The following is a 26,351-nucleotide window of genomic DNA, read 5'->3' on the forward strand; positions in this document are numbered from 1 at the left end:
GGCTCAACTCCCCTTCGCGTGATGCCTGGTGAAGCCCCACGGCGCATGGGCGCCGCCGCGGCGGGCGTGGGACGGGGGACGGCGGTCGCCGGTGTCGTGGGCGTCCCGGTGGCCGACGGCCACCAGGTCCTCGAACAGGGCGCGGGCCTCGACCATGGCCTCGCGCATCTCCTCCGTGGCCGCGCCGTCGGTCCGCGCCGCACCGCCGTCGCCGTTGGCGATGCGGTGGACGCGCCGGTAGCCGTGCACATGGTCGGCGTGGTGCACGGACAGCGCCGCCAGCTGCTCCTCGTACTGGCCGCCGTCCGGGAAGCCCCGGACCCCGGCCACCTCGGCGAGCAGCCGGTCCGCCTCGGTCACCGCCTGCTGCGGCGAGTCGACGAACCGCTCCTGGGCGAGCGCCCAGCGCTCCTCGAACTGCTGCCGCTGAGCCGGCTCCAGGGGACGCTCACGCAGATCGCCGTGGCGCTCCAGGCGCTCGGTCAGTTCGCGCTCGGCGGCCTTGGTGTCTCCGTCGTGCCGGGCCACGACCCGCTCGTACTCGGGCCCGAAGCGCCGCTTCAGGTCCCGTCCGCCGGTCGCGCCACGGCGCGACCGCATGGTCAGCAGGACGGCCGCGATGACGACGACCGCCCCGATCACGATCAAAGCAACGATCAAGCCTGTGGACATCGGGTTTGCCCTCCGGTTCTCGAATCGTTGTCCGGGTTGCCCGAGGACCCCCGTCCAAACGAGAGCGGTCGCCCGCCACCCGGAATCCGGTTGCGCCCGCGCCCCCCGCCCTCCCGACAATGACCCCCATGACCCGCCCCCCGGCCTGGACCTTCGCCCCGGAGCCCGTCCGCTCCCCCGCCGCCACCGCGCTCTGGCGCGCGTACTACACGGAGGTCAGCGACCGCTGGTACCTGCTCCACGAGGGCCGCCGCACCGAACCGGCCGAGCTGGAGCGGGAGATCGCGGCCGGCGCGGAGGGCGGGCTCACCCCGCCCGGCGGGCTGCTGCTGGTCGCGCGGTACGGCGGCACCCCGGCCGGCACCGCGGGCGTCCGCCGCACCGCCGACCCGTCCGTCGCCGAACTCAAGCGGGTCTTCCTGCTGCCGGAACTGCGCGGCAGGGGCGGCGCCGCCCCGCTGGTCGCCGCCGCCGAGGACGCCGCCCGCGCGCTCGGCGCCACCCGGCTCGTCCTCGACACCCGCGGCGACCTGGTGGAGGCCCGCGCGCTCTACGCCCGCCTCGGCTACGAGGAGACCGCGCCGCACAACGACGAGCCGTACGCCGAGCACTGGTTCGGCAAGCGGCTCAGCTGAACCTCGGCGCCGGCCGCGACTCGTGCGGCTCCTCGCGCGCGGAACCGCACAACTCCTCGTTCAGCTCCTTCACCAGCCGCGACAGGTCGGTCGGCCGGTCCGGTCCCCACCAGTCGCCCAGCAGCCGCGCCAGCGACTCCTCCCGCGCGGCCGCCAGCCGCCCGGCGACCACGCGCCCCTGGTCGGTGAGGACCATGTCGAGGCCGTCGCGGGTGGCGAGCCGCCGCTCCTCCACCTGCCGGGCCGCCTCCAGGACGACGCTCAGCGGCACATGGGTGTCCTCGGCGAGCACCGCGGGCTCCACCCAGCCGTACCGTTTCATCCGCAGCAGCAGCCAGCTCGACGCGGGCAGCAGGTCGTAGCCCGCCCGCGCGGTGATCTTCCGGTAGACCTCCCGCCGGCCCTCTCGGGTGCCGAGCACCGACAGCGCCCGGCACACCTCGTCGTACGAGGACCGCTCCACCGGGTTGCTGGCCAGCGTCTCCGTCACGTCGGGTGCCGTGACGGACGCGCGCAGCCGGTCCTCCTTCAGGAACCAGGCCAGCACGAAGCCGACCAGGGCGACCGGCGCCGCGTACAGGAAGACATCGGTGATCGCCGTCGCGTACGCGTGCAGCGCCGCCGGCCGCAGCGAGCCCGGCAGCTCGGCCAGACCGCGCGGATCGGCCTCCAGCGCGTCCACGGAGACCCCGGGCGGCAGTTCGGCGCCCCGGAAGGCGTCGGTGAGCTTGTCGCCGAGACGGCCGGCGAAGACCGTGCCGAAGACGGCCACCCCGAACGCCGCCCCGATGGACCGGAAGAAGGTCGCGCCGGAGGTGGCCACGCCCAGGTCCTCGTACGACACGGCGTTCTGCACGATCAGCACCAGCACCTGCATGACCAGGCCGAGCCCCAGCCCGAAGACGAAGAAGAAGAAACTGATCTGCCCGTCCGAGCTGTTCTCGTCGAGTTCGTGGAGCAGCAGCAGGCCGAGCGTGGTGATGCCGGTGCCGGCGATCGGGAAGACCTTCCAGCGGCCGGTGCGGCTGACGATCTGCCCGGAGGCGGTGGAGGCGAGCAGCAGGCCCAGCACCATGGGCAGCATGTGCACGCCGGACATCGTCGGCGAGACGCCCTGGACGACCTGGAGGAAGGTCGGCAGATAGGTCATCGCGCCGAACATGGCGAAGCCGACGACCAGGCTGATGACCGCGGACAGGGTGAAGGTGCGGATCCGGAACAGCTTCAGCGGCAGCACCGGCTCCGCGGCCCGCCGCTCCACCACGACGAACGCCACCGCCAGCAGCACACCGAGCACCGCCAGGCCGACGATCTGTGCCGACGCCCAGCTCCAGGTGGTGCCGCCGAGGGAGGCGACCAGCACCAGGCAGGTGGCGACCGCGGCGATGAGGAAGGTGCCCAGGTAGTCGATGACGTGCCGGGTCCGCGTGCGCGGGATGTGCAGCACGGCGGCGATCACCGCGAGCGCGACCACACCGACCGGCAGATTGACGTAGAACACCCAGCGCCAGCTCAGGTGCTCGGTGAAGACACCGCCGAGCAGCGGGCCGAGCACACTCGTCGCGCCGAAGACCGCGCCGAACAGACCCTGGTAGCGGCCCCGGTCGCGGGGCGGCACCAGATCGCCGACGATCGCCATCGACAGCACCATCAGCCCGCCGCCGCCGAGCCCCTGCAAGGCGCGGAAGCCGATCAGCTGCGGCATGTTCTGCGCCATGCCGCACAGCGCCGAACCGATCAGGAAGATCACGATCGCGGTCTGGTAGAGCCGCTTGCGCCCGTACTGGTCGCCCAGCTTGCCCCACAGCGGAGTCGCCGCCGTCGACGCCAGCAGATAGGCGGTCACCACCCACGACAGGTGGTCCATGCCGCCCAGCTCGCTGACGATGGTGGGCAGCGCGGTCGACACGATCGTCTGGTCGAGCGCGGCGAGCAGCATCCCCAGCAGCAGGGCGCCGATCGAGACGAGGACGTCACGGGAGACATGCTCCTGGGTCCTCACCCCCCGCTTCGGACCCGGCACCTGGGCCGCCGTGCTGCGCGCATCCTCGGCCATGAAGACCTCCCGAGGCTCGATCGACACTTTCCATCGTGATCGGTGTGACCCGTTATGGCCTGTTGAGTCCCCTGGATCGACAAGGGCCGCGTCGATGTCCTCCACGGAATCTGCATAATCACTGGAGTCACAAGGGGAGGGGACGGACGCGTGGCGGAGCCGAAGGGGCATGCGTGCCCGGAGTGCGGGGCGGCCCGGGGGGCCGACAACACCCCGTCGTGCGGCTGCGGCCGGCGGGCGGCCGACGCGCTGCGCGACGCGCGCACGGCGGAACAGGCGGCGGCGGAGGACTTCGACCCGCTGCGCATCCGGCCGTACGTCGACCTCGACGGCACCGGCCCCGGCGCGGGCCCTGGACCCGTTCCGGGCCCCGGCCCGGGCGAGCCCCCGGCGGCCCCGCAGCCGGCGGACGCCGAGCTGACCATGCCGCTGCGCGCGGTGGAGCCCGAGCCGGTCACCACCGCGCTGCCGACGCCGCTGGCGCCGCCGCCCAACGCGCCCAGCGCGACCGACCTGCACCTGTTCGAGGACGCGCCGCGGCCGGCCGGCCCCGGACCGCAGCCCGAGAGGGCCCGCCGCCGACGCCGTACCGTGCTGCTCGCGGCGGCGGGCGCGGTCGTCGCCGTGGTCGCCGCGGCCGGACTGGCCAGCGGGTTCTTCTCCTACGACACGCCGTCGCGGGACACCGCGCTGCCCGAGGACGTCCGGGAGGCCGTACCGGACGCCCGGACCACCGAGGCGTCCCGCACCCCCAGCACCGGCGCCTCCCCGAGCGCCTCCGCCTCGCCGAGCCCGTCCGCCTCGCCGTCGCCCTCCGCGAGCGCCAGTGCGTCGGCCTCGCCGAGCCCGTCCGCGTCCAGCGCCTCCCCGACGCCCACACCCACCCCGACGCCCACGCCGACCCGGTCGGCGACGCCGGACCGGGCCACCGAGTCGAGCGCGCCCGCGGCGACCGGTCCCACCCTCCAGCGCGGCGACCGCGGCCCCGAGGTGACGGAACTCCAGCTCCGGCTGGGCCAGCTGTACCTGTACAACGACGAGGCCCACGGCTACTTCAACCACCCCCTGGAACAGGCGCTGCGCAACTACCAGTGGTCCCGGGGTCTCCAGGAGGAGCTGAGCGTGTACGGGCCCGAGACGCGGCGGATGCTGGAGGCGGAGACCCGCGAGCCGTGATCCTCACGGGTGCATACGGGCGCCCTTGAGCACCTTGTCGACCGCGTTGCGCGGCCCGTACACCGCGAGGCCGACCAGATCCAGCTGATCCCCCGGCACCGCCCGCACCGCCGCCCGGTTGTCGCGGTCGTTGCCGGTGGCGAACAGGTCCGAGGTGAACACGGCCCGGGGCAGTGCGCGGGTCAGAGCCCGGCCGTGCGCGGCGGTCAGCGTCTCCTTGGTGCCCTCGAAGACCAGCACGGGCTGGCGGAACATCGGCAGGTACGGCGTGCCGTCGGCGTCCTCGTACGGCTCGCCGACCACCTCGGGCAGCCGTGAGCCGAGGCCGCTGACGAGGAAGGCCGTCACGTTCAGCCGCTGCCAGGACTCCAGGTCCTCGCGCAGCAGCACGGCGATCTTGGTGTCGAAACGGACGGGGGCGTTCGCGGCGGCGTCATCGGTGCTTGTCATGGTCCGAGCCTGCCGTCCGCGCCGGCGGGCCGTCTTGTACGTTCTTTGCATGGTGGCCCGGCAGGAGATCTCCGCGTGGCGCCCACGGGTGCCGGGCGTGGTCGAGGTCCTCCACGCGCGCTTCACCGAGCACGCGTACCCGATGCACGTCCACGACTCGTGGACGCTGCTGGTCGTCGACACCGGCGCGGTGCGCTACGACCTGAACGCCGCGAGCACGGCACCCCGCACGACACCGTCACCCTGCTGCCGCCGCAGATCCCGCACAACGGCTCGCCGGCCACCGCGGACGGCTTCCGCAAACGTGTGCTGTACCTGGACCTGACCCGGCTGGACGAGACCCTCATCGGTCCCGCCGTGGACTCCCCCGACCTCGCCGACCCGGTCCTGCGGCACCGCGTCGGACAGCTGCACACCGCGCTGCGGCACCGGGGCGACGAACTGGAGGCGGAGAGCAGGCTCGCGCTGATCTGCGAGCGGCTGCGGGGCCATCTGCGTCCGCTGCCGGTCACGGCCCGCCCGGCGGACGGCCGAGGGGTCGCCCACGAACTGCGGGACCTCCTCGACGCGCGGCTGCGCGAGGGCCTGGCCCTGGAGGAGGCGGCGCGGCTGCTGCACGCCCACCCCACGCATCTGGTGCGGTCCTTCAGCGCCGCCTTCGGCATCGCCCCGCACCAGTACCTGATGTCCCGCCGCGTCGACCGCGCCCGGCGGCTGCTGCTGGACGGCCTGCGCCCGGCCGAGGTCGCCACCGAGGCCGGGTTCTACGACCAGCCACACTTCACCCGCCACTTCAAACGCGTGGTGGGCGCCACCCCGGGCCGCTACACGCGCCGCTGAGCGGCCGTTCGGGCCTCGGAGGAGCCGTCCCGTCCGAACCGCAGGCGGATCGTGCCGTCGCCCGCGTCCTCCACCCGCACCTCGGTCAGGTCGCGGACCAGGACGTCCGGGCGGTGGACGGCCGCGCGAGGGCCGACGCCGACGACGCGCATGCCGGCCGCGCGGCCGGCGGTGATGCCCGCGCCGGAGTCCTCGAAGACCACGCAGTCGGCGGGGTCGACGCCCAGTTCGGCGGCGCCCTTGAGGAAGCCCTCGGGGTCGGGCTTGCTGGCGCCGACGGACTCGGCGGTGACACGGAGATCGGGCAGCGGAAGGCCGGCGGCGGCCATCCGGGCCGTGGAGAGGGCGACGTCCGCCGAGGTCACCAGGGCGTGCGGGAGTCCGCGCAGGGCGGCGAGGAAGCCGGGGGCACCGGGGACGGGGACGACACCGTCCATGTCGGCGGTCTCCTCGGCGAGCATGCGCGCGTTGTCCGCGTGGTTCTGCTCCATGGGCCGGTGCGGCAGCAGCACGGCCATCGAGGCGTATCCCTGCCTGCCGTGCACCACCTTCATCACCTCGTCCCCGTCGAGCCCGTGCCGGTCGGCCCAGCGGCGCCAGACGCGCTCGACGACGGCGTCGGAGTCGACGAGGGTGCCGTCCATGTCGAGCAGGAGGGCGCGGGCGTTGAGTACGGCGGTGGCCGTCATCGGCAGCTCCAGAACGCGGGGCGGGGCGCAGGGGTGGTGGCCCCCGGAGGAACAGAGCGGCCCCGCCCGCCGGTCAGGGAAAACGGGCGGGAGCCACTTTGTTTCTCTACGGTACAAAATAAATCCGGCATCCCGCCAGCGCCCCGGCGAATCGTTCACCCACTGTTCAGCTCGGCGGTCGCCCGCGACCGGCTCACGCGGCCACCGCCTCCCACAGGCTCCAGACGCCCATCAGCAGCATGACGACCGCCGCGATCTTGGTGATCAGCCGCAGCGGCACCCGCTTCATCAGGGCCTTTCCGCCGACGATGCCCAGTCCGGCCACCGCCCACAGGGCCAGCACCGCACCGAGGCCGACGGAGAGCGGATCGTCGTAGCGCGCCGCGAGGTTCGCCGTCATGATCTGGGTCAGATCGCCGAACTCGGCGACGAGGATCAGCATGAAGCCGGACCCGGCGACCTTCCAGAAGGACTGGTTCTCCGGCCGGCGGATCTCCTCCTCGTCCTCGTCCTTCTTCATCAGCAGCACCGCCGCGCCACCCAGGAAGAGCACGCCCGTCAGCGCGTGCAGGATCTGCTGCGGCAGCAGGGTCAGCACACTGCCGGCCGCGACGGCGAGCGCGACGTGCAGCGCGAACGCGGCGGCCACTCCGGCGAAGACGTAGGAGGCCCGGTAGCGGGTGCCGAGCACGAGACCGGCGAGCGCGGTCTTGTCGGGCAGCTCGGCCAGGAAGACGACGCCGAAGACGAGCGCCGTCACGGTGAAGCTGATCAAGGTTCCTCAATCGGTCGGGACCGCCCCCACCGAGAGTGCTGAGCCCTTCGGACGACACCTCGGCAAGGACAGCACACGGCACCCGTGCCGTGGGGCACGGGTGTGCACTGCTTGCCGAAGGTCTCGCTGGCCGGTCCACGAGGGACCCGGCTCCGGGCGCCGGCCCAGCTGAGCTGAGCAGTATGTCGACGGTCCGGCGAAGAGCTACTCCCCTTCTGCGCTCCCCATGGTACGCGACCGCCCACCGACGACCGCTCACGTGTGCTCACGACCGAAAGTTCGAACCCGAACCTTTCGGCACCTTGTCGTGCCATGTGCACGTCACTAGCTTCTTACCGGACGCACACCCGTTCGCAACGCTCCGGCGCGAGCATTCCCACGCTCGCACGCCAACACCCCCACCTCGCAAGGGAGTTCGCATGGCCAGATTCTACGCGCGTCGACGGCTCGGCATAGTCGCGGCGTTCAGCGCCCTCATCGCCTCCATGGCGCTGTTCGCCGCCCCCTCCGCCTCCGCCGCCCTCCCCACCCCGGTCAGCGCCGCCACCGCGCGCACCTATCTTGCCTCCCTCACCGTCGCCGCCGAGGACCGCACCGGCTACAACCGCGACCTCTTCCCGCACTGGATCACCATCAGCGGCGCCTGCAACACCCGCGAGACGGTCCTCAAGCGCGACGGCTCGGGCGTCGTCACCGACTCCGCCTGCGCCGCCACCAGCGGCAGCTGGTACTCGCAGTACGACGGCGCCACCTGGACCCTCGCCTCCGACCTCGACATCGACCACCTGGTACCGCTCGCCGAGGCCTGGGACTCCGGCGCCGACAGCTGGACGACCTCCCGCCGCCAGGCCTTCGCCAACGACCTGACGCGCCCGCAGCTCATCGCCGTCACCGACAACGTCAACCAGGCCAAGGGCGACCAGGACCCGGCCACCTGGATGCCGTCCCGCACCGCCTACCGCTGCACCTACGTGCGCGCCTGGGTGCAGGTGAAGTACTACTACGGCCTCTCGGTCGACTCCGCCGAGAAGAGCGCGCTGACGAGCTACCTCGCCGCCTGCTGATCCTCGCGCCGCCCCGGCTGATCTCTTGCGCGACTCCTGGCGAACACTTGGCCGGAACCGCCGCGCTCGCCTCCGTCGTTCCGTACCGTACGGGGCGACGGAGGAGGCGATCACCGTGGCCGAACTGCGCCTGGGACCACTGCTGAGATTCACCGACGGCACGTCCGCGACCGTCTGGGTCGAGACGAGCCGCCCCTGCACCGCCGAGGTGCGCTGCGCCGACGGCGCCCGGGGGTCCTCCCGCACCTTCCAGGTCGCGGGCCACCACTACGCCCTGGTGACGGTCACCGGCCTCACCCCCGGCACCACGACGGCCTACGAGGTGATCCTGGACGACCACCACGTCTGGCCGCTGCCGGACTCCCGCTTCCCGCCCTCGGTCATCCGCACCGGCCTGACCGACGACCCGGTGCGGATCTCCTTCGGCTCCTGCCGCTGGGCCGCGCCGCCCGGCCACGGCTCCGACCCCGCGGGCCCCGACGCCCTGGACACCCTCGCCGAACGCCTCGCCGCCGCGCCCGAGGGCGAGCGGCCCGACGTCCTGCTGCTGCTCGGCGACCAGGTGTACGCCGACGAGGTCTCCCCGGCCACCCGCGACTGGCTCGCCGCCCGCCGCGACCTGAGCGAACCGCCCGGCGCCCAGGTGGCCGACTACGAGGAGTACACCCGGCTGTACTACGAATCGTGGCTCGACCCCGAGGTCCGCTGGCTGCTCTCCACCGTCCCCAGCTGCATGATCTTCGACGACCACGACGTCATCGACGACTGGAACACCTCCGCCGCCTGGCTCGAAGAGATGCGGAAGACGCCGTGGTGGCGCGAGCGGCTGCTGAGCGGACTGATGTCGTACTGGGTGCACCAGCACATCGGCAACCTGTCCCCGGCCGAACTCGCCGAGGACCCGCTGTACGCCGCCGTGCACGACACGGCCGACGCCACCGACCTGGTGCGCGCCTTCGCCGTCGGCGCGGACGCCGACGCCGCCTCGGTGCGCTGGAGCTACCGGCGCGACTTCGGCCGGGTCCGGCTGCTCATGGTCGACTCCCGCGCGGCCCGCGTCCTGGAGGAGGGCGCCCGCTCCATGCTCCACCCCGGCGAGGCCGCCTGGCTGCGCGAGCAGGCGCTGGACGACCCCGGCTCCCGCGACCACCTCCTCATCGGCACCTCGCTGCCCTGGCTGCTGCCACAGCTGATGCACGACGCCGAAGGGTGGGACGCGGCGCTGTGCCGGGGCGAGAAGGGCCCGCGCTGGGCCCGTCTCGGGGAGAAGCTGCGCCAGGCCGCCGACCTGGAGCACTGGGCGGCCTTCCCGGAGTCCTTCGCCGAACTGGCCGAGGTGATCGCCGAGGCGGGCTCCGGACCGGACGCGCCCGCGAGCGTGCTGGTGCTCTCCGGCGACGTGCACCACGCCTACGTGGCCGAGCCGGTGTGGCCCGCCGGGCGCGGCCCGGACGCCCGGGTGCTGCAACTGACCTGCTCGCCCGTGCACAACGCCGTCCCGCTGCCGCTGCGGCTCGCCTTCAAGGTCGCCTGGAGCGGTCCGGCGCGGTTCGTGGGGCGGCGGCTGGCCGGGCACGGGCGGGTCCCGCTGCCGCCGGTCGACTGGCGCAGGACCGCTGGGCCGTGGTTCGGCAACCAGCTCATGACGCTGACACTGCAGGGGCGTTCGGCGTTGCTGCGGCTGGAGCACGCGGGGGCGAAGGGGGACGGTCCGGCCCGGCTGACCACGGTGGAGGAGTCGGTCCTGACCACCCCATGAGGACCGTTTGCGGGACATCCGGGATGTCGGGGGCGCGCGTTGGCTTGTGTGGCGGCCGACGGCATGATGAGGCGGACCGTCCGCTTCCTGCGGGCGGTCTGCTCCAACGCGCCCCACACGCCCGGGAGTCACCCCTTTGTCTACCGCCAACGCCGACCACACCGAGACCACGGCACCCGCGCACCCCACGGCTCGGCTCTCCGTCGCCCTGGTCGGCGCCGGACCACGCGGCACCAGCGTCCTGGAACGCCTCTGCGCCTCCGCCCCTCAACTGCTGCCGCCCGGCGCCCGCCTGACGGTCCACGTCGTCGACCCGGCACCGCCCGGCCCCGGACAGGTCTGGCGCACCGCCCAGTCCGCCGAGCTGCTGATGAACACCGTCGCCTCCCAGGTGACCCTGTTCACCGACGACAGCGTCGACTGCTCGGGCCCGATCCGCCCCGGACCGAGCCTGTACACCTGGGCGGCCGGCGCCCTCGGCCCGGACGAGTACCCGACCCGCGCCCACTACGGCCGCTACCTGGAGTGGGTGTTCGCCCGGACGGTCCGTCAGGCGCCGCCCGAGGTGCGGGTCCAGGTCCACCGGGCCCGCGCGGTGCGGCTCGACGACGCCGCCGACGGCCGGCAGACGCTGACCCTGGACGACGGCCGCACCCTGACCGGCCTCGCCGCCGTCGTCCTCGCGCAGGGCCATCTGCCGGTCGCCGCCGACCCGGAACAGCGGCGGCTCGCGTCGTACGCCGCCCGGCACGGCCTGCGTCACGTTCCGCCCGCCAACCCGGCGGACACCGACCTGAGCGGCGTGGCGCCCGGCGAACCGGTGCTGCTGCGCGGACTCGGCCTCAACTTCTTCGACCACATGGCCCTGCTCACCACGGGCCGCGGCGGCCGCTTCGTGCGGCACGGACAGCGGCTGGCCTACGTCCCCTCCGGCCGCGAGCCCCGCCTGTACGCCGGCTCCCGGCGCGGTGTCCCCCACCAGGCGCGCGGCGACAACGCCAAGGGCCCCTACGGCAGGCACACCCCCCTCGTGCTCACCCCGGAGGTCGTCTCCGGCTTCCGCAAGCGCGCGGACTCCGGGGACGCGCCGGACTTCCTCGCGGAGATCTGGCCGCTGGTGGCGAAGGAGGTGGAGACGGTCTACTACGCCACCCTGCTGCGCAGACCCGAGGTCACCGACCGGTTCCTGGCCGTCCCGCACGGCGCCGCCGAGGAGGTGCGGCTGCTCGACGAGCTCGGCGTGCCGGAGGCCGAGCGCTGGTCCTGGGACCGAATATCCCGGCCCTACGGGGACCGGGAGTTCGCCGGGCCGCGGGAGTGGCGGGAGTGGCTGCTCGGGCATCTGCGCGAGGACGCCGCCCAGGCCGCCCTGGGCAATGTGCGCGGACCGCTCAAGGCGGCGCTCGACGTGCTGCGCGATCTGCGCAACGAGATCCGGCTGATCGTCGACCACGCCGGACTGACCGGCGCGTCCCGCCGGGACCACCTCGACCGCTGGTACACCCCGCTGAACGCCTTCCTCTCCATCGGCCCGCCCCGGCGGCGCGTCGAGGAGCTGGCCGCGCTGGTCGCGGCGGGCGTGGTGGAGGTGCTCGGACCGCGCCTCGAGGTGTCCTGCGCGGACGGTGCCTGGGTGGCGCGGTCGCCGCGGGTGCCGGGTTCGGCGGTGCGGGTCACCACGCTGGTCGAGGCGCGGCTGCCGGAACCGGACGTGCGCCGCACCGCGGACGGCCTGCTCGCCGCGCTGCTGGAGAGCGGACAGGCGCGCCCGCACACGGTCGACGGTTACGAGACCGGAGGTCTGGACGTGACGGCGCGGCCGTACGCCCTGCGGGACCGGCACGGCCGTCCGCACGAGCGGCGGTTCGCGTTCGGCGTCCCCACGGAGGGCGTGCACTGGGTGACCGCGGCGGGGGCCCGTCCGGGGGTGGACTCGGTGACGCTGTCGGACGCGGACGCGGTGGCGCGGGCGGTGCTGCGGAAGGCCGCGGAACCGCGAGCGGAACCTAAAGACTGGCTAAATGTTGAACTTGCAAGCATTGATTAGGCACACCTAACGTGGGCGCTCCACTCGGTTCTGTCCCCCACGGGTCCACCCGGCCCCACCGACCGAAGGAGCCCCCTATGACCGGACGTCTCAACAGTGCGCAGCCGTATGTGATCGGCCTGTTCCGCGCCGTGGTCGGCCTGCTCTTCGCCTGCCACGGCGCCGCCTCGCTGTTCGGTGTGCTCGGCGGCGCCGCCGGCACCGAGGGCGGCACGATCGACGCGGGCACCTGGCCCGGCTGGTACGCGGCCGTCATCCAGCTCGTCGGCGGCACCCTGGTGCTGCTCGGCCTCGGCACCCGAGCGGCGGCGTTCATCGCCTCCGGCTCCATGGCGTACGCCTACTTCGACGTCCACCAGCCGATGGCGCTGTGGCCGCTGGAGAACGGCGGCGAGGCCTCCGCGATGTTCTGCTGGGCCTTCTTCCTGCTGGTCTTCACCGGCTCCGGCGCCTTCGGCCTGGACCGGCTGTTCACCCGCCGCGCCACGGCCCCGGAAGCGGAAGCGGCCGCGCGGCAGTCGCCGGTCGCGGCCTGACCACCGGCGGGGCGGCGCCGAGAACACCTCGGGGCCGCCCCGCCTCCCCCGTCGCGGTGAACGGCCGTGGTGAAACGGTTGTCGTCGTGGTGAAACGGTTGTCGTCGCGGCGAAACGGTTGTCGTCGCGGTGAAACGGTCGTCGTGGACACGGTCGTCGTGAACACGCTGTGCCGAGCACACGAGCCCCCCGTGAACCCTCTGTCACACCCCAGGCGTAGGCTCGGGGGCTTACGGGGGACAACGGGGAGTGACGGTGCTGGAGAGTGTGGGGGTGCTGACCGGCAGCCCATGGATCTACGCGGTGGTCGCCGTGTCGATCCTTTTTGATGTGTTCCTGCCCGTATTGCCGAGCGGGGTGCTGGTCATCATGGCCGCCACCGCGGCGGCCGCCGGCACCGGCGCGGCGACCGGCAAGGTCCCGCACGACGTGCCCGACATCCTCGCCCTCACCCTGTGCGCCACCACCGCCTCCGTCCTCGGCGACCTGGTCGCCTACCGCCTCGCCTGGCGCGGCGGCGACCGCCTGGACCGCGCGATCGCCCGCTCACCCCGCCTCAGCCTCGCGCAGGAACGTCTCGGCTCGGCACTGGCCCGCGGCGGCGGCGCGCTGGTCGTCCTCGCCCGCTTCGCCCCCGCAGGCCGCTCCGTCGTCTCCCTCGGCGCCGGTGCCGCCCACCGCCGCGCCCGCGACTTCCTGCCCTGGTCCGCCCTGGCCGGCCTCTCCTGGGCCACCTACAGCGTCGCCCTCGGTTACTTCGGCGCCCACTGGCTGGGCGCCACCTGGCTCGCCACGGGCGTGTCGGTGCTCGCGCTGCTCGGCGCGGGGGCCGGAGCCACGTACCTGATGCGGAAGGCGTAGCCCGAGCCAGGGCGCGGGGCGGCGGCGCCCGGGCGCACCGGCCCGGGCGGCGGCCCCGGCGTCAGCCGGCCTGCCGGACGGCCTGCCCCCGCACCTCCAGCCCCGCCAGCAGATCGGCCGTGGCCTCGGCGATCACCTCGACGGCCCGGTCGAACACCTCCTGGTTGTGCGCGGCCGGGGCCCGGAAGCCGGACACCTTGCGCACGTACTGCAAGGCGGCGGCCCGGATCTCCTCCTCCGTGGCCTCCTCGGGCAACGCGGGCGGACGAAGGGTCTTGATGCTGCGGCACATGGCTCCAGTCTCACCCCGTCCGCGCCCTCACGTCTCGTCCTCCGGGCAACCGGTACCGGTCGCACCGCCCCGCTGCCATGATCGATCCGAGGCGGCCACCACTGAGGGGTCGACCGACGAGAGGAGCCACACCATGGCGCACGACGACCACCGCGAGGACCGCGGCACACCCGGCACGGGCGAAGCCCCGGCGGCCACCGAGCCCGGCGGGGAGCGGGAGGCCAGCAAGGCCGGCGAGGCCGGCGAGGAGCGGGAGGCCCGCGAGGCCCGCGACGCCCTTGAGACGCGCACCATCGCCGTCCTCGGCCCCGGCGGCGTGGGCGGTCTGCTCGCCGCCCTGCTCTCCCGCGCGGGCCACCGGGTGATCTGCCTGTCCGGCGAGGACACCGCCCGCGCCCTGCGCGCCGACGGCATCCGGGTGCGCAGCGCCCGCTTCGGCGACTTCACCGCCGCCGTCGAGACCGGCACCGAGCTGCGCGAGCCGGTCGACGCCTGCCTGGTCACCGTCAAGCACACCGCCCTGGACGCCGCCCTGGCACGGGTGCCCGCCGCCGTCCTCGGCGACGGCCTGCTCGTCCCGTTCCTCAACGGCGTCGACCACCCGGCGCCGCTGCGCGAGCGCTACCGCGCCGACCGGGTCGCACCGGCCGTCATCCGGGTCGAGTCCACCCGCGTCGCACCCGGCGAGATCGAGCACACCAGCCCGTTCGCGGAGATCGACCTGACCGGCACCGCGGTCCCGCGCGCCCGCCTCGACGCCCTCGCGACGGCGTTCGCCGCCGCCGGCCCGCTCACCCGCGTCCTCGACGACGAGGCGGCGGCCCTGTGGGCGAAGATGTCGTTCCTGGCCCCGCTGGCCCTGCTCACCACCCGGTACGCCGTCCCGCTCGGCGAGATCCGCACCCGGCACCGCGAGGAGCTGACGGCGCTGGTCGAGGAGACCGCCGCGGTGAGCCACGCCTGCGGCGGCCCGGCGGACCCGGCGCAGGCCCTGGCCCGCTACGACGCCTTCCCGGCCACCACCAGGTCCTCGATGCAGCGGGACGCCGAGGCGGGCCGGCCGCTGGAGCTGGACGCGATCGGCGGAGCGCTGTTGCGGGCGGCGCGGCGGCACGGCATCGCCGTACCGGTGGCCGAGAAGGTGGTGGCCGAGCTGCGCGCCGCGGGCCACTGACAGCCCCGAGGCAGGGCCGCCCGGCCGGTGGCCGCCCGGTCAGCCGGCCGCGTCGCCCCGCAGGTCGTACCGCCAGTCGTGGCAGGTGATCCAGCGGCCCTTCGGATACTCGAACTCGACCGGCCCGACCAGCGTGAACCCGGCCCGTGCGCACACCCCGTTGGACGCGGTGTGCGCCACGCCCGGAAAGGCGTGCAGCCAGCGGAACCCTCCGGCCGTCCGCGCCTCCTCCACCACGGCGCGGGCGGCCCGGACGGCGAGCCCGCGCCCCTGGAACTCGGGCAGCACGCCCCACCCGGCCTCCCACACCGGGGAGCCCTGCCACTCCTTCTCCCAGAAGCCCACCGAGCCGACGGTCTCGCCGCCGGCCAGCACCACCCGGTACATCCGCCCCACTCTCAGCTCGACGTACCGCCGGTGCCGGGCGAGCAGCTGCTCCTCGCTCTCGGGGCCGCCCAGGTAGGCGGTCATCTCGGGACTGTTGGTCCGCCGCAGCAGCCAGAAGTCCTCTTCCCCCCACGGCACCAGCCGCACCGTGCCGTCCTGACCCTCACCGTCCATACCGACCACGGTAGGCGCCGGGTCCGACAACGGCCTCGCTCCCGCCCCCGGAACAGACCCGACCCGGGAGCCGGACGATCCAGGGCTCCCGGGTCAGGGGGTGTCTCAGCGCCGGGTGTCTCAGTCGCCGCAGTTGTTGTCCGACGCCGGGTTGAGGAGCCCGATCAGGTTCACCGAGTTCCCGCAGACGTTCGCGTCGAGGTCCACCGGGATCTGCACGACGTTGCCGGACAGGAAGCCGGGCGAGCCGGCGGCGACACCCACGGCGCAGGCGCCGTCCTCGCAGTCGGCCTCGGTGGCGGTGGCGGTGGTGGCGGTCCCGGCCAGAGCCAGGGCGGCGACGGCGGTGACGGCGGTCGCGGCGATCCTCGCAGTGATGCGCACAGCATTTCTCCTCTGTCAGGAAAGAAGGTGATACGCCCTGATTCTGTGCACCTGGGTGGCCGCGCCGCCGCCGCTGGTACCCCGTTCGAGCGAAGCCACTCGCGACCCAAAATCGAACAGGCGTAGCATTGCGCTGTGGCTACGACCTACGACTTCCCCAGCGATCTCCGCGCCGGACAGGAGGAACTGCATCAGGTCAGGGCCGAGCTGTCGGCCCTGCTCAAGCGGCTGCCCTGGTCGGTCGAGCCCTTGGACGGCTTCAGTGACGACGGCGGCTGGCGCAAGGTGGAGCGCCCCGCCTCCCCCGGCTGGACGGCCGACGAGCAGGCCGAGGTGGAGAAGCTGCGCCGCCGGGAACACGAACTCGCGGTCTTCGTCAGCACCCACCGCTACTGGTCGGAACTGTCCGGCCCGGACCGGGTGGACGCCCGCACCGGACTGAAGCACGCCCATGAGACACCACAGGCCCCGGAGGAACCGGGACGCCTCTGAGACGACGAAGACCCCGGCCGAGGCGGCCGGGGTCTTCGTACGGGAGTGGGCGCGGACGGTTTCGAACCGCCGACATCCTGCTTGTAAGGCAGGCGCTCTACCCCTGAGCTACGCACCCGAGAACGAGTCGACAGCCTACATTGCCCGGGGCACTGTCCTGCAAACCCGATTCCTCGGGGGTCCGGCCCCGGGTTTTCCGGGGGATATCCCCACCCCTGATCCGGGAGTGTCCCGGATCCCCCGAGGCGTCGCGGATCCGTACGGTCGAAGGACATCACAGCCTGCCCAGGGGGAGACCGTCATGGCCCGTACCGTTCCCGCTCGTACCGCCGTCGTCGCCGGAGTCGTGGCGGTCCTCGTCGCGGGACTCGGCGCCTGTTCCTCGGCGGGCGACGACAAGGACCCCGAGCAGCGGTCCTTCGCGCTGGAGGGCACCACCCTCACCGTGGACTCCGACGACTCCGCGCTGGAGATCGTCGCCGCCGACGAGCACGCCGAGGGCCGTATCGAGGTCACCCGCTGGTTCGACGGCTCGGTCGTCGCGGGCGGCGACCCGGACACCACCTGGGTCATGGAGGACGGCGACCGGCTGGTGCTGCGGCAGAACTGCTCGGGATTCATCGCCGACTGCTCCTCCAAGCACCGCATCGAGGTGCCGCGCGGGATCACCGTGAAGGTGGAGGACGGCGACGGCAGCGTCCGGGCCAGCGGATTCGAGGACGCGCTGACGGTCCGCACCGGCGACGGCTCGGTCCATGTCACCGACAGCACCGGCCCGCTGGACGTGCGCACCGGCGACGGTTCGGTCCGCGTCGAGGACGTCACCGGACCGCTGCGGATGCACACCGGCGACGGCTCCATCCGTGCCGACGTCGACTCCCGCGCGGTCCACGCCCGCACCGGCGACGGCTCGGTCAAGCTCGAACTGGGCGTCGTTCCGGACCTGGTGGAGGCCCACAGCAGCGACGGATCGGTCACCATAGCCCTGCCCGACGCGACCTACCGGGTGTCCACGGAGACCGGCGACGGGGCGGTGGACGTGTCCGTGCCGAAGGCCGACTCCAGCGACCACGTGGTCTCCGCCCGGACCGGCGACGGCAAAGTCACGGTCCGTACGGCGAACTAACGGACCCGTGTGTTCGTCCTTAACCGGTGGGAGAATGACACCGGGCAGGGCGGATGACAGCACGGGAGAGGGATGTGACGGCGACACCGCAGCAGCCGTACTCGCCGTCGATGCCGCGTGGGCGTCACCGCCACCACGCCACCTCTCATGGGCTCCCCGCCGCCGCCCGGGACACCCTCGCCCTGATCGCCCTGCCCCTGATCGCCGCCCTCGTCCTGCCCGCCGCCTTCGCCGGTGGCGGCACCCGGCGCTGGTTCGGCGGCCGCGCGGAGAACCAGCGGGCGGAGGCCCAGGCCGCGAAGGACGACGCCGCCGCCGCGTTCTACGAACTGGACACCGCCCAGCGCGATCTGCGGATCTCGATCGAGACCATCGCCGCCGTCGACGACTCCCCCGCCGCCCGCAAGGCCGTCGCCGACTTCCAGGCGCTCGGCCTGCGCATCGACGAGGCGAGCCACCGCTACATCCAGGCGGTCGACGCCCACGACCTCGACCGGGACGACCTGGAGGCCTCGGCCGCCGCCCGGGCCCGCACCGAGCTGACCGCCGCCAAGGACGAACTGGACCGGGTCGGGCAGGAGCTGGACCGGTTCGCGCAGGGCCTCGGCCCGCTGCTCGGCAAGGCCGAGACCCAGCTGGCCCGGCTCGCCCCGGCCGTCGAACGCGCCCGGCAGTCCCTGCTCGCCGCCTCCAACGCGCTGGACGCCGCCCGCGGCGCGGGCCTGACGGCGGACGACCTCGCCGCCCGGCTGGCCGCCCTCGCCCCCGAGCTGACCCGGCTCAACCAGGGCGCCGGGCAGCACGGCGTCCCGCAGACGCTGGAGCGCGCCGAACGGGTCGCCCGCGAGGCCGAGACCATCCGCGCGCAGGCCGAGCGGCTGCCCGAGCAGGCCGCCGAGATCGATCACCGCCTGGTGTCCCTGCGCACCCGCGCCGAGGCCCTGACCACCCGGGCCGGCCAGGTCGACCCGATCCTCAGCGAGCTGCGGCGCCGCTTCACCGCCGCCTGCTGGCAGGACCTCCAGCGGGTGCCCGAGCAGGCCGCCGAGAGCGTCCACCAGGCCGAGCGCAAGCTCCGCGAGGCACAGGCCGCGCGGGAGGCCCAGCGCTGGCCGGACGCGACCGCGCTGCTGTCGACCGCCCGAGCCCTGCTGAACTCCACCGACGAGGCGGTCTCCGCGGCCGGGGACCGGCTGCGGCGGCTGAACGCCGTGCAGAAGGACCCGCAGCAGGAGATCGAGCGGACCCGCTTCGCCATCCGGGACGCCCAGCGGCTCGCCATGGCCGGCCGCAACACCCCCGACCCCCGGCACGCCCGCCCGCTGGACGACTCCGTGGCCCGCCTGGACCGCGCCGTCCTCACCCTGGAGGGCCGCCACCCCGACTACTGGCACTTCCTCACCGAGACCGAGGCGGTGCGGCGGGCGGTGGCGCAGGTGGTCGCCGCGATCCGCGACGAGCGCGGGGCGGGCGCCGGGCACTGACCTGTGTGGTGGCGCCATCTCCGGGGCAGGCGGATATTGGTGAACGAAAGGGACGTATGAGCCAGCCGCTGGCGCCCGAGGGAGGCGGATATGGCCACGCACGCAGTGCACAAGGGCTCGCGACGCATCAGCTTCAACGACCACCTGCCCGTCGATCACCGGCTGAACAGGGTGTACCGGATCGGCGCGGGCCTGATGGGCCTGGTGCTGGTCGTCTTCGGCATCCTCGGCCTGATCGACAAGGTCGGCTTCTTCGACACGCGCGGGGACGAGGTCGTCGGACTGAACACCAACGGCGCCCTGAGCGTGCTGTCGATCTGCGTGGGGCTGCTGCTCTTCGTCGGCATGGTGATCGGCGGCAACTTCGCGTCGACGCTCAACATGGTCGTCGGCGTGGCCTTCATCCTCAGCGGCTTCCTCAATCTGGGGCTGCTGGGCTCCGACAACAACTTCCTCGCGTTCCGCATCCAGAACGTGCTGTTCAGCTTCGTCTACGGCGTGGTGCTGATGACGTTCGGGATGTACGGCCGGGTCGGCTCGACCCTGCCCCGTGACAACCCGTACTTCCGCGCCCGCCATCCCGACCTGGCCGTGGAGGACGGCGAGGTCGACGAGGACCGGGTGCGGCGCGCCGGACTGCGGCCCAAGCCCCTGCGTCCGCCGGAGGCGGACCGCTAACCTGGGCGCATGCCTCGCTACGAGTACCGCTGCCGGACCTGCGGCGACACATTCGAACTGAACCGTCCGATGGCGGAGTCCTCCGCCCCCGCCGCGTGCCCCGCGGGCCACGACGACACGGTGAAGCTGCTGTCGGCGGTGGCGGTCGGCGGTACCGCCTCGGCCCCCGCCGCCGCGCCCCGCGCGGGTGGCGGGGGCGGCGGCGGTTGCTGCGGCGGAGGCTGCTGCGGCTAGCGCCTGACATCCGCCCGCGGGATGCGCGCCTCAGGGGCCGCTCCCGCGGGACGCGCGCCTCAGGGGCCGGTCCGGCCCTGGCGCTCCCGGACCGCCTTCAGGAACTCGCGCAGGGTGCGTTCGCCGGCCAGCACTCCGCGCTCCGGCAGGGCCGTGACGTTCGGGGCGCCCCAGCCGCTGTCGGCGAGTTCGCCGTGGCCGGGGCGCCATGCGCGGTCCGCGGCCAGCAGCAGGTCGGCGTCGAGCAGCGAGTCGCCGGCGGCCAGCGTGAGGTCGGCGCCGGTGCGGCGGGCGACCTCGGACATGGCGGCGCTCTTGGTGAGCGGCTTCGGCACGGCGTAGAGCTTGCGGCCCTGGAGGGAGACCGTCCAGCCGCGGTTCTCCGCCCACACCGCCAGCTCCTTCACCCAGTCCTCGGGCAGCAGCTCCCGCTCGACGACCAGATAGGCGAACAGATCCTCGGCGATCCGGTGCTTGCGCACCCACTCCGGGTCGGCGGTGGCCTCCAGATGGGCCCGCACCTCGTCCAGCGGCGCGCACTCGTCCGCCAGCCGCGCGGTCACCCGGGCGTGCCAGGCGGCGTCGGTGACGCCGTCCACCAGCAGGTGTCCGCCGTTGGCGCAGATCGCGTAGGCGGGCGGCGGGCCCGGCAGGCTGATGCGCTGGTACTGCTTGCGGGTGCGGGTGGTCGTCGGTACGAACACCGCCGCGTCCCCGAGATCGGCGAGCAGCCCGGCCGCCGTCTCCGTCATGAACGACAGCGGCTTGCTCTCGTGCACCTCCACACAGAGCAGCCGGGGCGCCCGCGGGTCCGGCATGGTCAGCGACAGCGCCGCCGACGAGTAGATCAACGTACGGTCCAGGTCGCTCGCCACGAGCACCGGCATCAGACGGCCACCGCCTTTCCGTCGGCGCCCGTGGCGCCGCGCGTGTACTTGGGATGGATCAGCCCCACGCAGGTGTAGGGCAGTTCGGTGACCTCCTCGACCGGCACCCCGCGCTGCTCGGCGAGCAGCCGGACGTGGTCGAGGTCCGCGCCGGCCCCGGCACGGGCGAGGATCTTCCACGGCACCCGCCGCAGCAGCACCCGGGTGGTCTCGCCGACACCGGGCTTGACCAGGTTGACGTCGTGGATGCCGTACTCCTCGCTGATCCGCTCCACGGCCGCCCAGCCCTCCCAGGTGGGGGTGCGGTCGGCGGCCAGGAGCTCCTTCACCGCCGCGTCCACCGCGTCGGTGACCTCGGTGAAGCGGGCGGAGACCGCGTCGAGGAACGCCACCGACACATCGGCGCCGGCGAGTTCGCGGTAGAACTTGGCGCCGTGGAAGTCGTGCGGGCCGACCAGGTCGGCGCGCAACACGGTACGCGATATCAGCCCCGAGACCGTGGAGTTGAGGCAGGCGGAGGGGATCAGGAAGTCCTCACGAGTGCCGTAGGTCCGCACGCAGGAACCGGGGTCGGCGAGCACCGCGATCTCCGGGTCGAAGCCGCCGACGCCCTCGGTCTTCTCGAACTCGGCGAGAGCGGCGGCCAGTTCGCGGGTGATGGCGCCCTTGCCGGTCCAGCCGTCGACGAAGACGACGTCGGCCGGGTCGTGCCGGTCGGCCAGCCAGCGCAGCGCGTTGGCGTCGATGCCGCGGCCACGCACGATGGAGACGGCGTAGTGCGGCAGGTCCAGTCCGTGCCGGTACTGCGCCCAGCGCCGCATCAGGACGCCGACGGGGGTGCCAGCGCGGGCCAGCGACACCAGCACGGGGCGCGGCGACCGCTCGGCCAGCACGGTCTCCGTGACCACGCCGACGGCGGTGGCGATGCGGGCCGCGGAGACGTCCAGCGCGCTGTGGAAGAGCCGCTGGTAGTCCTCGCTGGGCTGGTACTCCACCGGCAGCGACTCGGCGTAGTGGGCGCCGCCGCTCTGGATGGCCTCCTCGCGCTCCTCGGTCGGCGCCTCCAGGGTGACGTCCGACAGGTCCTGGAGCAGCCAGCCGACCTCGTCGGGCGCGTACGAGGAGAAGGCGGGGCCGCGAAGGGGCTCGGGCAGCATGGCGGGCCTTTCGGGGACCTGCGCGGCCCCGGGTACGTACGACGGGATGGCCGTGAGCAGGACGTGCGGGGTGTGCTCGGCGAGCCGGGCGAGCAGGCCGTCGGGGGCGTGCAGCGCGGGCGTGTCGGCGGCCGAGTCGACGACGGCGACGACGGCGTCGAAGCCGGCGCCGGCCACGTTGTAGGCGTAGCGCTCGCCGGGGCCGTCGGCCGGGTCGTCGTGGGCGGGGAAGACCAGGCGGGTGCGGATGGCGTAGCCGGGGTCGTCGACGGCGAGGACGGGTGAGCGGGTGGTGGTGGAGAACCGTATCTCCACGTCGGGCACAAGCCGCTCCAGCTCGGTCGCGAGGCGCAGCGGGGTGTACATCAGCTCTTCGAAGCCGAGGATGTGCACGCGGCGGGCGCCCTCGGGGAGGGCTTCGGCGATGCGGGCCGTCATGGCCGGGAGGGCGGCTTCCAGGCGGGCGCGGTGCCGAGGGGTGAAGCCGTGGCGGCCGCCGTCGGGGAGGCCGGAGGGCCAGCGCGGATCGACTCGGGTGACTCGGCCGACGAGGGCCGGCCGCGCCCCTGGGTCGGTGTCCTCGAACCTTGCCACCAGTTCCTGGCCCTTTTCCAGGACGCCGTCCGGGAGCTTCACCGTGCCCGAAGCCGTCGTGACGAGGTCCACCCGCGCGCCGATCTCCCGGGCGAGGCCGTCCAGGCGTCCGGCGTCCGCCGGTGAGCGCATGTCCACCAGGGCGACCACGACGTACCGCGTGCGCGGATAGCGGGCGTGCAACTCGCGGATGGTGTTCAGGACCGTGTTGCCGGTGGAGAACTCGTCGTCGACGAGGACCAGCGGCCCGCTGCCGGCGAGCAGCGCGGGATCCTCCGGAAGCAGCAGGTGGGAGGTTGCGTGCGAGTGCGACTCCTCGAAGCCGCCGGCCCGGGCGACACCGGTCACCGGGCGGCGGGTGGAGTGCAGGTAGGGGGCGAGGGCCAGGCCGTCGGCGACCGAGTGGCCGAGGCCGGTGGCGGTCTCCGCGTAGCCGAGGACGACCGCCTCGCGGGCCGCGTCGTCGCCGAGCAGCCGCCGCACCCGGCGGCCGAGCGCGAGGCCGTGGCCGTAGACCACGGAGGGTGACTGCGGCACGTGCTTGCCCAGCACGTTGGAGACCAGCAGATGCGCCCGCTTGGGGTTGCGGCGCAGCGCGAGGCCGAGCAGGTCGCTCAGTGTGTCGTCGCCCGCCAGTTCGAGTCCCAGCCGCTGGGCGACCCAGCTGCCGGACCAGACCCCGTTGTTCACTGCCTTGTTCATACGTCCCTTGAGTAGAGGCCGGTTCAGGTCGGGATGCCGGCCGCGAGCAGGTCCACGAAGCCGACGTCCTCGCGTGCCACACCGAAGACCTCGGCGCGCAGCAGGGTCCGCTCGGCCCAGGCGCGGTGCGGCTTCACCTCGTTCATCTTGTTCGTGTACGCCGACCTGAGCACCCCTCCGCCGCAGCGCTCGGGCCGCAGGATGTCCTGCGCGTCGCTGAACTCCTCGTGACTGACGACCGACAGGGCGTGCACGGGCAGCACATGGGAGGGATGGATGCAGGTCTTGCCGAGCAGGCCGTTGGCCTGGTCCAGCGAGATCTCCCGCAGCAGCCCGTCCATGGCGTGCTCGATCAGTCTCTCGCGCAGTTCCTCCGCCTGCCCCTCCAGGAACGGGCTGCGGCGCAGCTGCGGCTTGAACATGCGCTCCTGGACCCGGAAGTACTCCCAGACCGGCCCGGTCACCGTGAACCCGGTGCCGTCGGCGCGGGCCAGCATGTTCACCACGTCGCTGATCACGGAGGCGACGATCTGCACGTCGTAGGCGGTCATGTCGGGGGCCCTGCGCAGGCCGTACGAGGAGCAGAAGTCGGTGACCCCGAGCCGGAGCGCGAGCACCCGCTCGCGGTACTTGTCGACGGCCCGGGAGATCCCCTCCAGGGTCTCCACCCGCGACTCGCGGTAGAGCAGCTCCGGCGACTCCAGCACCGGCATGGCGAACAGCCGCCGTCCGCTCGCCGTCTCGGCGACGGTCAGGGCCTCCAGGAAGGGGATCCCGCGTTCCTCGGTGAACTTCGGCAGCACGAATCCGGACAGCAGCCGCACGGCGGGGCCGAGGCGGCGGACCAGGTCGGGGATCTGCTGCGGGGCGCGGACGCGGATGAACAGCAGCGGCAGTTCGGCGCCGCCCGTGCGGCCGGCCAGCTCCGTGAACTGCCGGACCAGGTTCTGCTCGCCCGCGGCGACGTCGTCGTCGCCGATCGAGTCCTCCAGGCACAGCACCATCGAGACCACGCCGCGTCCGGTCTGCTTCAGGATGTCGTCGGCGAGCCGCGGCCGGGTGGCCGGACTGTACAGCGTGGCGCCCAGGGCCGCGGAGAGCAGCCGGGCCGGGGAGTCGGCGGTGAACTCGCACGGCTCCTGGTGGAAGAGGCGCTGCCGCACCTCAGGGGCGAGGTGCCCGAAATGACGCATATAGCTCCCCCGCGGTGACGGATTGGCTGGTGGTGTGACCAGGAAATGTGCTGGTAGGTGGCCGGTAATAGTACGTAGAACTCCATGTCAGGGGTTCCCGACGGGAATGAATTTCAGGTAACGGGGTCCCCCGCGAAGCGCTCCGCGACACCCCACCCCCGCGTTGTCGTGACCAGGACGGAGAAGGCAGGATGACCGCATGACGCACGCGATGCTGAAGGGGTCGAACGTCCCGCTCGAAGCCACGACGGTGCGCGCCGTGCTGCGCTGGACGCCCGGGCAGGGGGTCCCGGATGTCGACGCCTCGGCGCTGCTCCTCGGCCCCGACGGACGTGTGCGCTCCGACGAGGACTTCGTCTTCTACAACCAGCCCCGGCACCCTTCCGGCAAGGTCTGGCGGCTCGGCAAGAAAAGGGTCGCCGAGGGCCTGACCGATACGATCCAGACGGATCTGGCCGGTGTCGAGTCCAGCGTCGGACAGATTCTGCTCGTCGCTTCGGCGGACGGCGTCACCTTCGACCGCGTACGAGACCTGCGCATCCTGCTGTACGACGCCGCCACACCGGACGCGGAACCGCTGGCGTACTTCGACGTCAAGCCCGAGACCGGCGAGGAGACCGCCCTGATCTGCGGCGAGCTGTACCGCCGCGGCGAGGGCTGGAAGTTCCGCGCCCTGGGCGAGGGCTACTCCAACGGCCTCGAGGGCCTCGCCACGGACTTCGGCATCTCGGTGGACGAGTCGGAGGCGGCGGAGGAGTCCTCCGCGGCCCAGACCGCCGAGGTCTCCCAGCCGCTCCCGCCGGAGCAGCCCACGACCGCGGTCCCCCAGCAGCCCTCCTACGGCTACCCGCAGCAGCCGCCGCCCACCGCCCCGGCCTACGGCTATCCGCAGCCCACCAGCCCGCCGTCGTACGGCTACCCGCAGCCGGTGTCCCAGGAGTTCCGGATGCCACCGCAGGGCCCGCAGTTCATCGGGCGGTAGGACGACGACACGCGGAGGCCGGGCGCGCGGGCGGAGCCCCCTAGCGCTCGGCCTTCGTCTTGTGTCCGCGCCCCCATTGCAGGCCCCACCCGTACAGCCGGTCCAGCTCCGCCTGGAACCCGTAGACGAACTTCACCTCGCGACGCACCAGCAACTCGCCCTTGACGTTCTCGATCATCACCACCGCGCAGGAGCGTGCCTGCGGGTGGCGTTCGTCGAGACCGATCTCGATCCGGGGCCCGTTGCTCGGATACAGCGTCACGATCGCGTGCGTGCGGTCGAACGCCGGCGTCTGGTCGTAGATGTAGACGAAGACCAGCAGCCGCTTGATCGACTCGCGGTGGTCGAGGTTGACGTAGATGGTCTCGCCGGAACCCGAGCCGAACCGGTCGTCGCCGGTGAGCTTCACGTACGGCGGCGCGTTCACGTCCCCGAAGTAGCCGCCCAGTGGCTGCACGACACCCTTCGTGCCGTCCTGGAGCTCGTAGAGGCATCCCAGGTCGAGGTCGACGTTGACCATGCTCTGGCTGTGCCCCATCACCTCCGGCGGCCTCAGCGCCTTGAGGGGGTGCCGCAGCAGGCTCTCCCGCTGCGGTCCGCCGATGTCGGAGCTGCGCATCCGCCAGGCCAGGTTGATCCGCAGGTTCCCGGTCGCCGCTCCCTGCTTGGTCAGCGACACCTGACCGTGCCGTTTGGTCAGTTCGATCGCGTTCGTGGCGGCGCTGCCCGAGTCGAACTCGGCCGCCCGCCCGCGCCAGAACCCGTCCAGCAAGCCCATTCCCGCCCCCAGAATCTCACCCGTCGCACAACACGGCGGGGCGGCCGCGAGAACGTCAGTCCTCGACGACCGC

26 protein-coding genes, 1 tRNA gene and 1 pseudogene are annotated in these 26,351 nt (G+C 73.1%); 15 read left to right on the forward strand and 13 right to left on the reverse strand.

Translation table 11 applies throughout. From position 1 onward, the window contains the following. Positions 1–3: 3 nt before the first annotated feature. Positions 4–672: a hypothetical protein gene (locus tag ABT232_RS05105; RefSeq protein WP_351836035.1), complete on the reverse strand. Its 669-nt coding sequence runs from the start codon at positions 670–672 to the stop codon at positions 4–6. A 128-nt stretch (positions 673–800) separates the two neighbouring features. Here ABT232_RS05105 and ABT232_RS05110 point away from each other — a divergent pair, with 128 nt between their 5' ends. Beyond that, positions 801–1,307, forward strand: a complete 507-nt coding sequence (locus tag ABT232_RS05110; RefSeq protein ID WP_351836037.1) for a GNAT family N-acetyltransferase — start codon at positions 801–803, stop codon at positions 1,305–1,307. On the opposite strand, the gene ABT232_RS05115 is transcribed toward ABT232_RS05110, so the two are convergent. Further along, positions 1,300–3,363, reverse strand: a complete 2,064-nt coding sequence (locus ABT232_RS05115) for an MDR family MFS transporter (protein ID WP_450871571.1) — start codon at positions 3,361–3,363, stop codon at positions 1,300–1,302. The two genes, ABT232_RS05110 and ABT232_RS05115, sit on opposite strands and share 8 nt — an antisense overlap. Before the next feature lie 150 nt (positions 3,364–3,513). On the opposite strand from ABT232_RS05115, the gene ABT232_RS05120 reads away from it, so the two are divergent. After that, on the forward strand, positions 3,514–4,539 hold the full coding sequence (locus ABT232_RS05120) for a peptidoglycan-binding domain-containing protein (protein WP_351836040.1): 1,026 nt from the start codon (positions 3,514–3,516) through the stop codon (positions 4,537–4,539). A gap of 3 nt (positions 4,540–4,542) precedes the next feature. On the opposite strand, the gene ABT232_RS05125 is transcribed toward ABT232_RS05120, so the two are convergent. Further along, a complete protein-coding gene (locus ABT232_RS05125) occupies positions 4,543–4,989 on the reverse strand; it encodes a DUF2000 family protein (protein WP_351836042.1) in 447 nt (148 codons plus the stop codon). 49 nt (positions 4,990–5,038) lie between these two features. On the opposite strand from ABT232_RS05125, the pseudogene ABT232_RS05130 reads away from it, so the two are divergent. Continuing rightward, a pseudogene (locus ABT232_RS05130) lies at positions 5,039–5,829 on the forward strand (AraC family transcriptional regulator). On the opposite strand, the gene ABT232_RS05135 reads toward ABT232_RS05130, so the two are convergent. Both ABT232_RS05135 and ABT232_RS05140 read right to left on the reverse strand, forming a co-directional pair. Beyond that, positions 5,814–6,518 carry an HAD family hydrolase gene (locus tag ABT232_RS05135; protein WP_351836045.1) on the reverse strand — a complete coding sequence of 235 codons (705 nt, stop codon included), beginning with the start codon at positions 6,516–6,518 and terminating at the stop codon, positions 5,814–5,816. The pseudogene ABT232_RS05130 and the gene ABT232_RS05135 overlap by 16 nt on opposite strands. A gap of 193 nt (positions 6,519–6,711) precedes the next feature. Beyond that, positions 6,712–7,293, reverse strand: coding sequence for a TMEM165/GDT1 family protein (locus ABT232_RS05140; RefSeq protein ID WP_351836047.1), 582 nt, complete (start codon positions 7,291–7,293; stop codon positions 6,712–6,714). Positions 7,294–7,712: 419 nt separating this feature from the next. Here ABT232_RS05140 and ABT232_RS05145 point away from each other — a divergent pair, with 419 nt between their 5' ends. The 5 genes from ABT232_RS05145 (at position 7,713) to ABT232_RS05165 (ending at position 13,560) form a co-directional block, all read left to right on the forward strand. Further along, positions 7,713–8,357, forward strand: a complete 645-nt coding sequence (locus ABT232_RS05145; RefSeq protein ID WP_351836050.1) for an HNH endonuclease family protein — start codon at positions 7,713–7,715, stop codon at positions 8,355–8,357. A gap of 115 nt (positions 8,358–8,472) precedes the next feature. After that, positions 8,473–10,116, forward strand: coding sequence for an alkaline phosphatase D family protein (locus tag ABT232_RS05150; protein ID WP_351836053.1), 1,644 nt, complete (start codon positions 8,473–8,475; stop codon positions 10,114–10,116). Between the two features lie 136 nt (positions 10,117–10,252). Continuing rightward, entirely contained in the window at positions 10,253–12,163 is a 1,911-nt protein-coding gene (locus ABT232_RS05155; RefSeq protein WP_351836056.1) for an FAD/NAD(P)-binding protein, read from the forward strand. A 77-nt stretch (positions 12,164–12,240) separates the two neighbouring features. Then, complete coding sequence (locus ABT232_RS05160; protein ID WP_351836057.1) at positions 12,241–12,699, forward strand: DoxX family protein; 459 nt, start codon at positions 12,241–12,243, stop codon at positions 12,697–12,699. Positions 12,700–12,954: 255 nt separating this feature from the next. After that, a complete protein-coding gene (locus ABT232_RS05165; protein ID WP_351836060.1) occupies positions 12,955–13,560 on the forward strand; it encodes a DedA family protein in 606 nt (201 codons plus the stop codon). A gap of 61 nt (positions 13,561–13,621) precedes the next feature. On the opposite strand, the gene ABT232_RS05170 is transcribed toward ABT232_RS05165, so the two are convergent. After that, positions 13,622–13,852 carry a DUF2277 domain-containing protein gene (locus tag ABT232_RS05170; protein WP_351836063.1) on the reverse strand — a complete coding sequence of 77 codons (231 nt, stop codon included), beginning with the start codon at positions 13,850–13,852 and terminating at the stop codon, positions 13,622–13,624. Positions 13,853–13,985: 133 nt separating this feature from the next. Between ABT232_RS05170 and ABT232_RS05175 the strand changes: the two genes are divergently transcribed. Beyond that, positions 13,986–15,026 (forward strand): ketopantoate reductase family protein, encoded by a 1,041-nt coding sequence (locus tag ABT232_RS05175; protein WP_351836065.1) that lies wholly within the window; start codon positions 13,986–13,988, stop codon positions 15,024–15,026. 39 nt (positions 15,027–15,065) lie between these two features. Here ABT232_RS05175 and ABT232_RS05180 read toward each other — a convergent pair whose 3' ends face one another. After that, on the reverse strand, positions 15,066–15,587 hold the full coding sequence (locus ABT232_RS05180) for a GNAT family N-acetyltransferase (protein WP_351836068.1): 522 nt from the start codon (positions 15,585–15,587) through the stop codon (positions 15,066–15,068). A 120-nt stretch (positions 15,588–15,707) separates the two neighbouring features. After that, positions 15,708–15,971 carry a chaplin gene (locus ABT232_RS05185; protein WP_351836071.1) on the reverse strand — a complete coding sequence of 88 codons (264 nt, stop codon included), beginning with the start codon at positions 15,969–15,971 and terminating at the stop codon, positions 15,708–15,710. 135 nt (positions 15,972–16,106) lie between these two features. Here ABT232_RS05185 and ABT232_RS05190 point away from each other — a divergent pair, with 135 nt between their 5' ends. Then, positions 16,107–16,463 (forward strand): DUF8825 domain-containing protein, encoded by a 357-nt coding sequence (locus tag ABT232_RS05190; protein WP_351836074.1) that lies wholly within the window; start codon positions 16,107–16,109, stop codon positions 16,461–16,463. Positions 16,464–16,509: 46 nt separating this feature from the next. Here the strand turns inward: ABT232_RS05190 and ABT232_RS05195 are convergent. Continuing rightward, positions 16,510–16,581, reverse strand: a tRNA-Val gene (locus tag ABT232_RS05195). A gap of 183 nt (positions 16,582–16,764) precedes the next feature. Between ABT232_RS05195 and ABT232_RS05200 the strand changes: the two genes are divergently transcribed. The 4 genes from ABT232_RS05200 to ABT232_RS05215 all read left to right on the forward strand — a co-directional run bounded on the left by ABT232_RS05200 (position 16,765) and on the right by ABT232_RS05215 (position 19,985). Beyond that, a complete protein-coding gene (locus tag ABT232_RS05200) occupies positions 16,765–17,589 on the forward strand; it encodes a DUF4097 family beta strand repeat-containing protein (RefSeq protein ID WP_351836076.1) in 825 nt (274 codons plus the stop codon). Between the two features lie 74 nt (positions 17,590–17,663). Beyond that, positions 17,664–19,073, forward strand: a complete 1,410-nt coding sequence (locus ABT232_RS05205) for a hypothetical protein (RefSeq protein WP_351836079.1) — start codon at positions 17,664–17,666, stop codon at positions 19,071–19,073. 90 nt (positions 19,074–19,163) lie between these two features. Next, positions 19,164–19,751, forward strand: a complete 588-nt coding sequence (locus ABT232_RS05210; RefSeq protein ID WP_351836082.1) for a DUF4383 domain-containing protein — start codon at positions 19,164–19,166, stop codon at positions 19,749–19,751. A 9-nt stretch (positions 19,752–19,760) separates the two neighbouring features. Continuing rightward, positions 19,761–19,985, forward strand: a complete 225-nt coding sequence (locus ABT232_RS05215) for an FmdB family zinc ribbon protein (protein WP_351836084.1) — start codon at positions 19,761–19,763, stop codon at positions 19,983–19,985. Between the two features lie 59 nt (positions 19,986–20,044). Here the strand turns inward: ABT232_RS05215 and ABT232_RS05220 are convergent, their stop codons facing one another. From ABT232_RS05220 to ABT232_RS05230, 3 genes are read right to left on the reverse strand one after another with little or no spacing between them, the layout of a single operon-like run. Beyond that, entirely contained in the window at positions 20,045–20,872 is an 828-nt protein-coding gene (locus tag ABT232_RS05220; RefSeq protein WP_351836087.1) for an HAD family hydrolase, read from the reverse strand. Next, positions 20,872–23,325: a phosphoribosyltransferase gene (locus tag ABT232_RS05225; RefSeq protein ID WP_351836090.1), complete on the reverse strand. Its 2,454-nt coding sequence runs from the start codon at positions 23,323–23,325 to the stop codon at positions 20,872–20,874. Before ABT232_RS05225 ends, ABT232_RS05220 begins: the two co-directional genes overlap by 1 nt. A gap of 23 nt (positions 23,326–23,348) precedes the next feature. Next, positions 23,349–24,518, reverse strand: a complete 1,170-nt coding sequence (locus tag ABT232_RS05230) for an HpcH/HpaI aldolase/citrate lyase family protein (RefSeq protein WP_351836092.1) — start codon at positions 24,516–24,518, stop codon at positions 23,349–23,351. Positions 24,519–24,717: 199 nt separating this feature from the next. Here ABT232_RS05230 and ABT232_RS05235 point away from each other — a divergent pair, with 199 nt between their 5' ends. Further along, positions 24,718–25,500, forward strand: coding sequence for a TerD family protein (locus tag ABT232_RS05235; RefSeq protein WP_351836094.1), 783 nt, complete (start codon positions 24,718–24,720; stop codon positions 25,498–25,500). A gap of 40 nt (positions 25,501–25,540) precedes the next feature. Here ABT232_RS05235 and ABT232_RS05240 read toward each other — a convergent pair whose 3' ends face one another. After that, a complete protein-coding gene (locus ABT232_RS05240) occupies positions 25,541–26,278 on the reverse strand; it encodes a TerD family protein (RefSeq protein ID WP_351836097.1) in 738 nt (245 codons plus the stop codon). Between the last annotated feature and the right edge of the window lie 73 nt (positions 26,279–26,351).

Origin of the sequence: Streptomyces sp. NPDC001532 (assembly GCF_040298625.1) — a bacterium.
GTDB lineage: Bacteria > Actinomycetota > Actinomycetes > Streptomycetales > Streptomycetaceae > Streptomyces.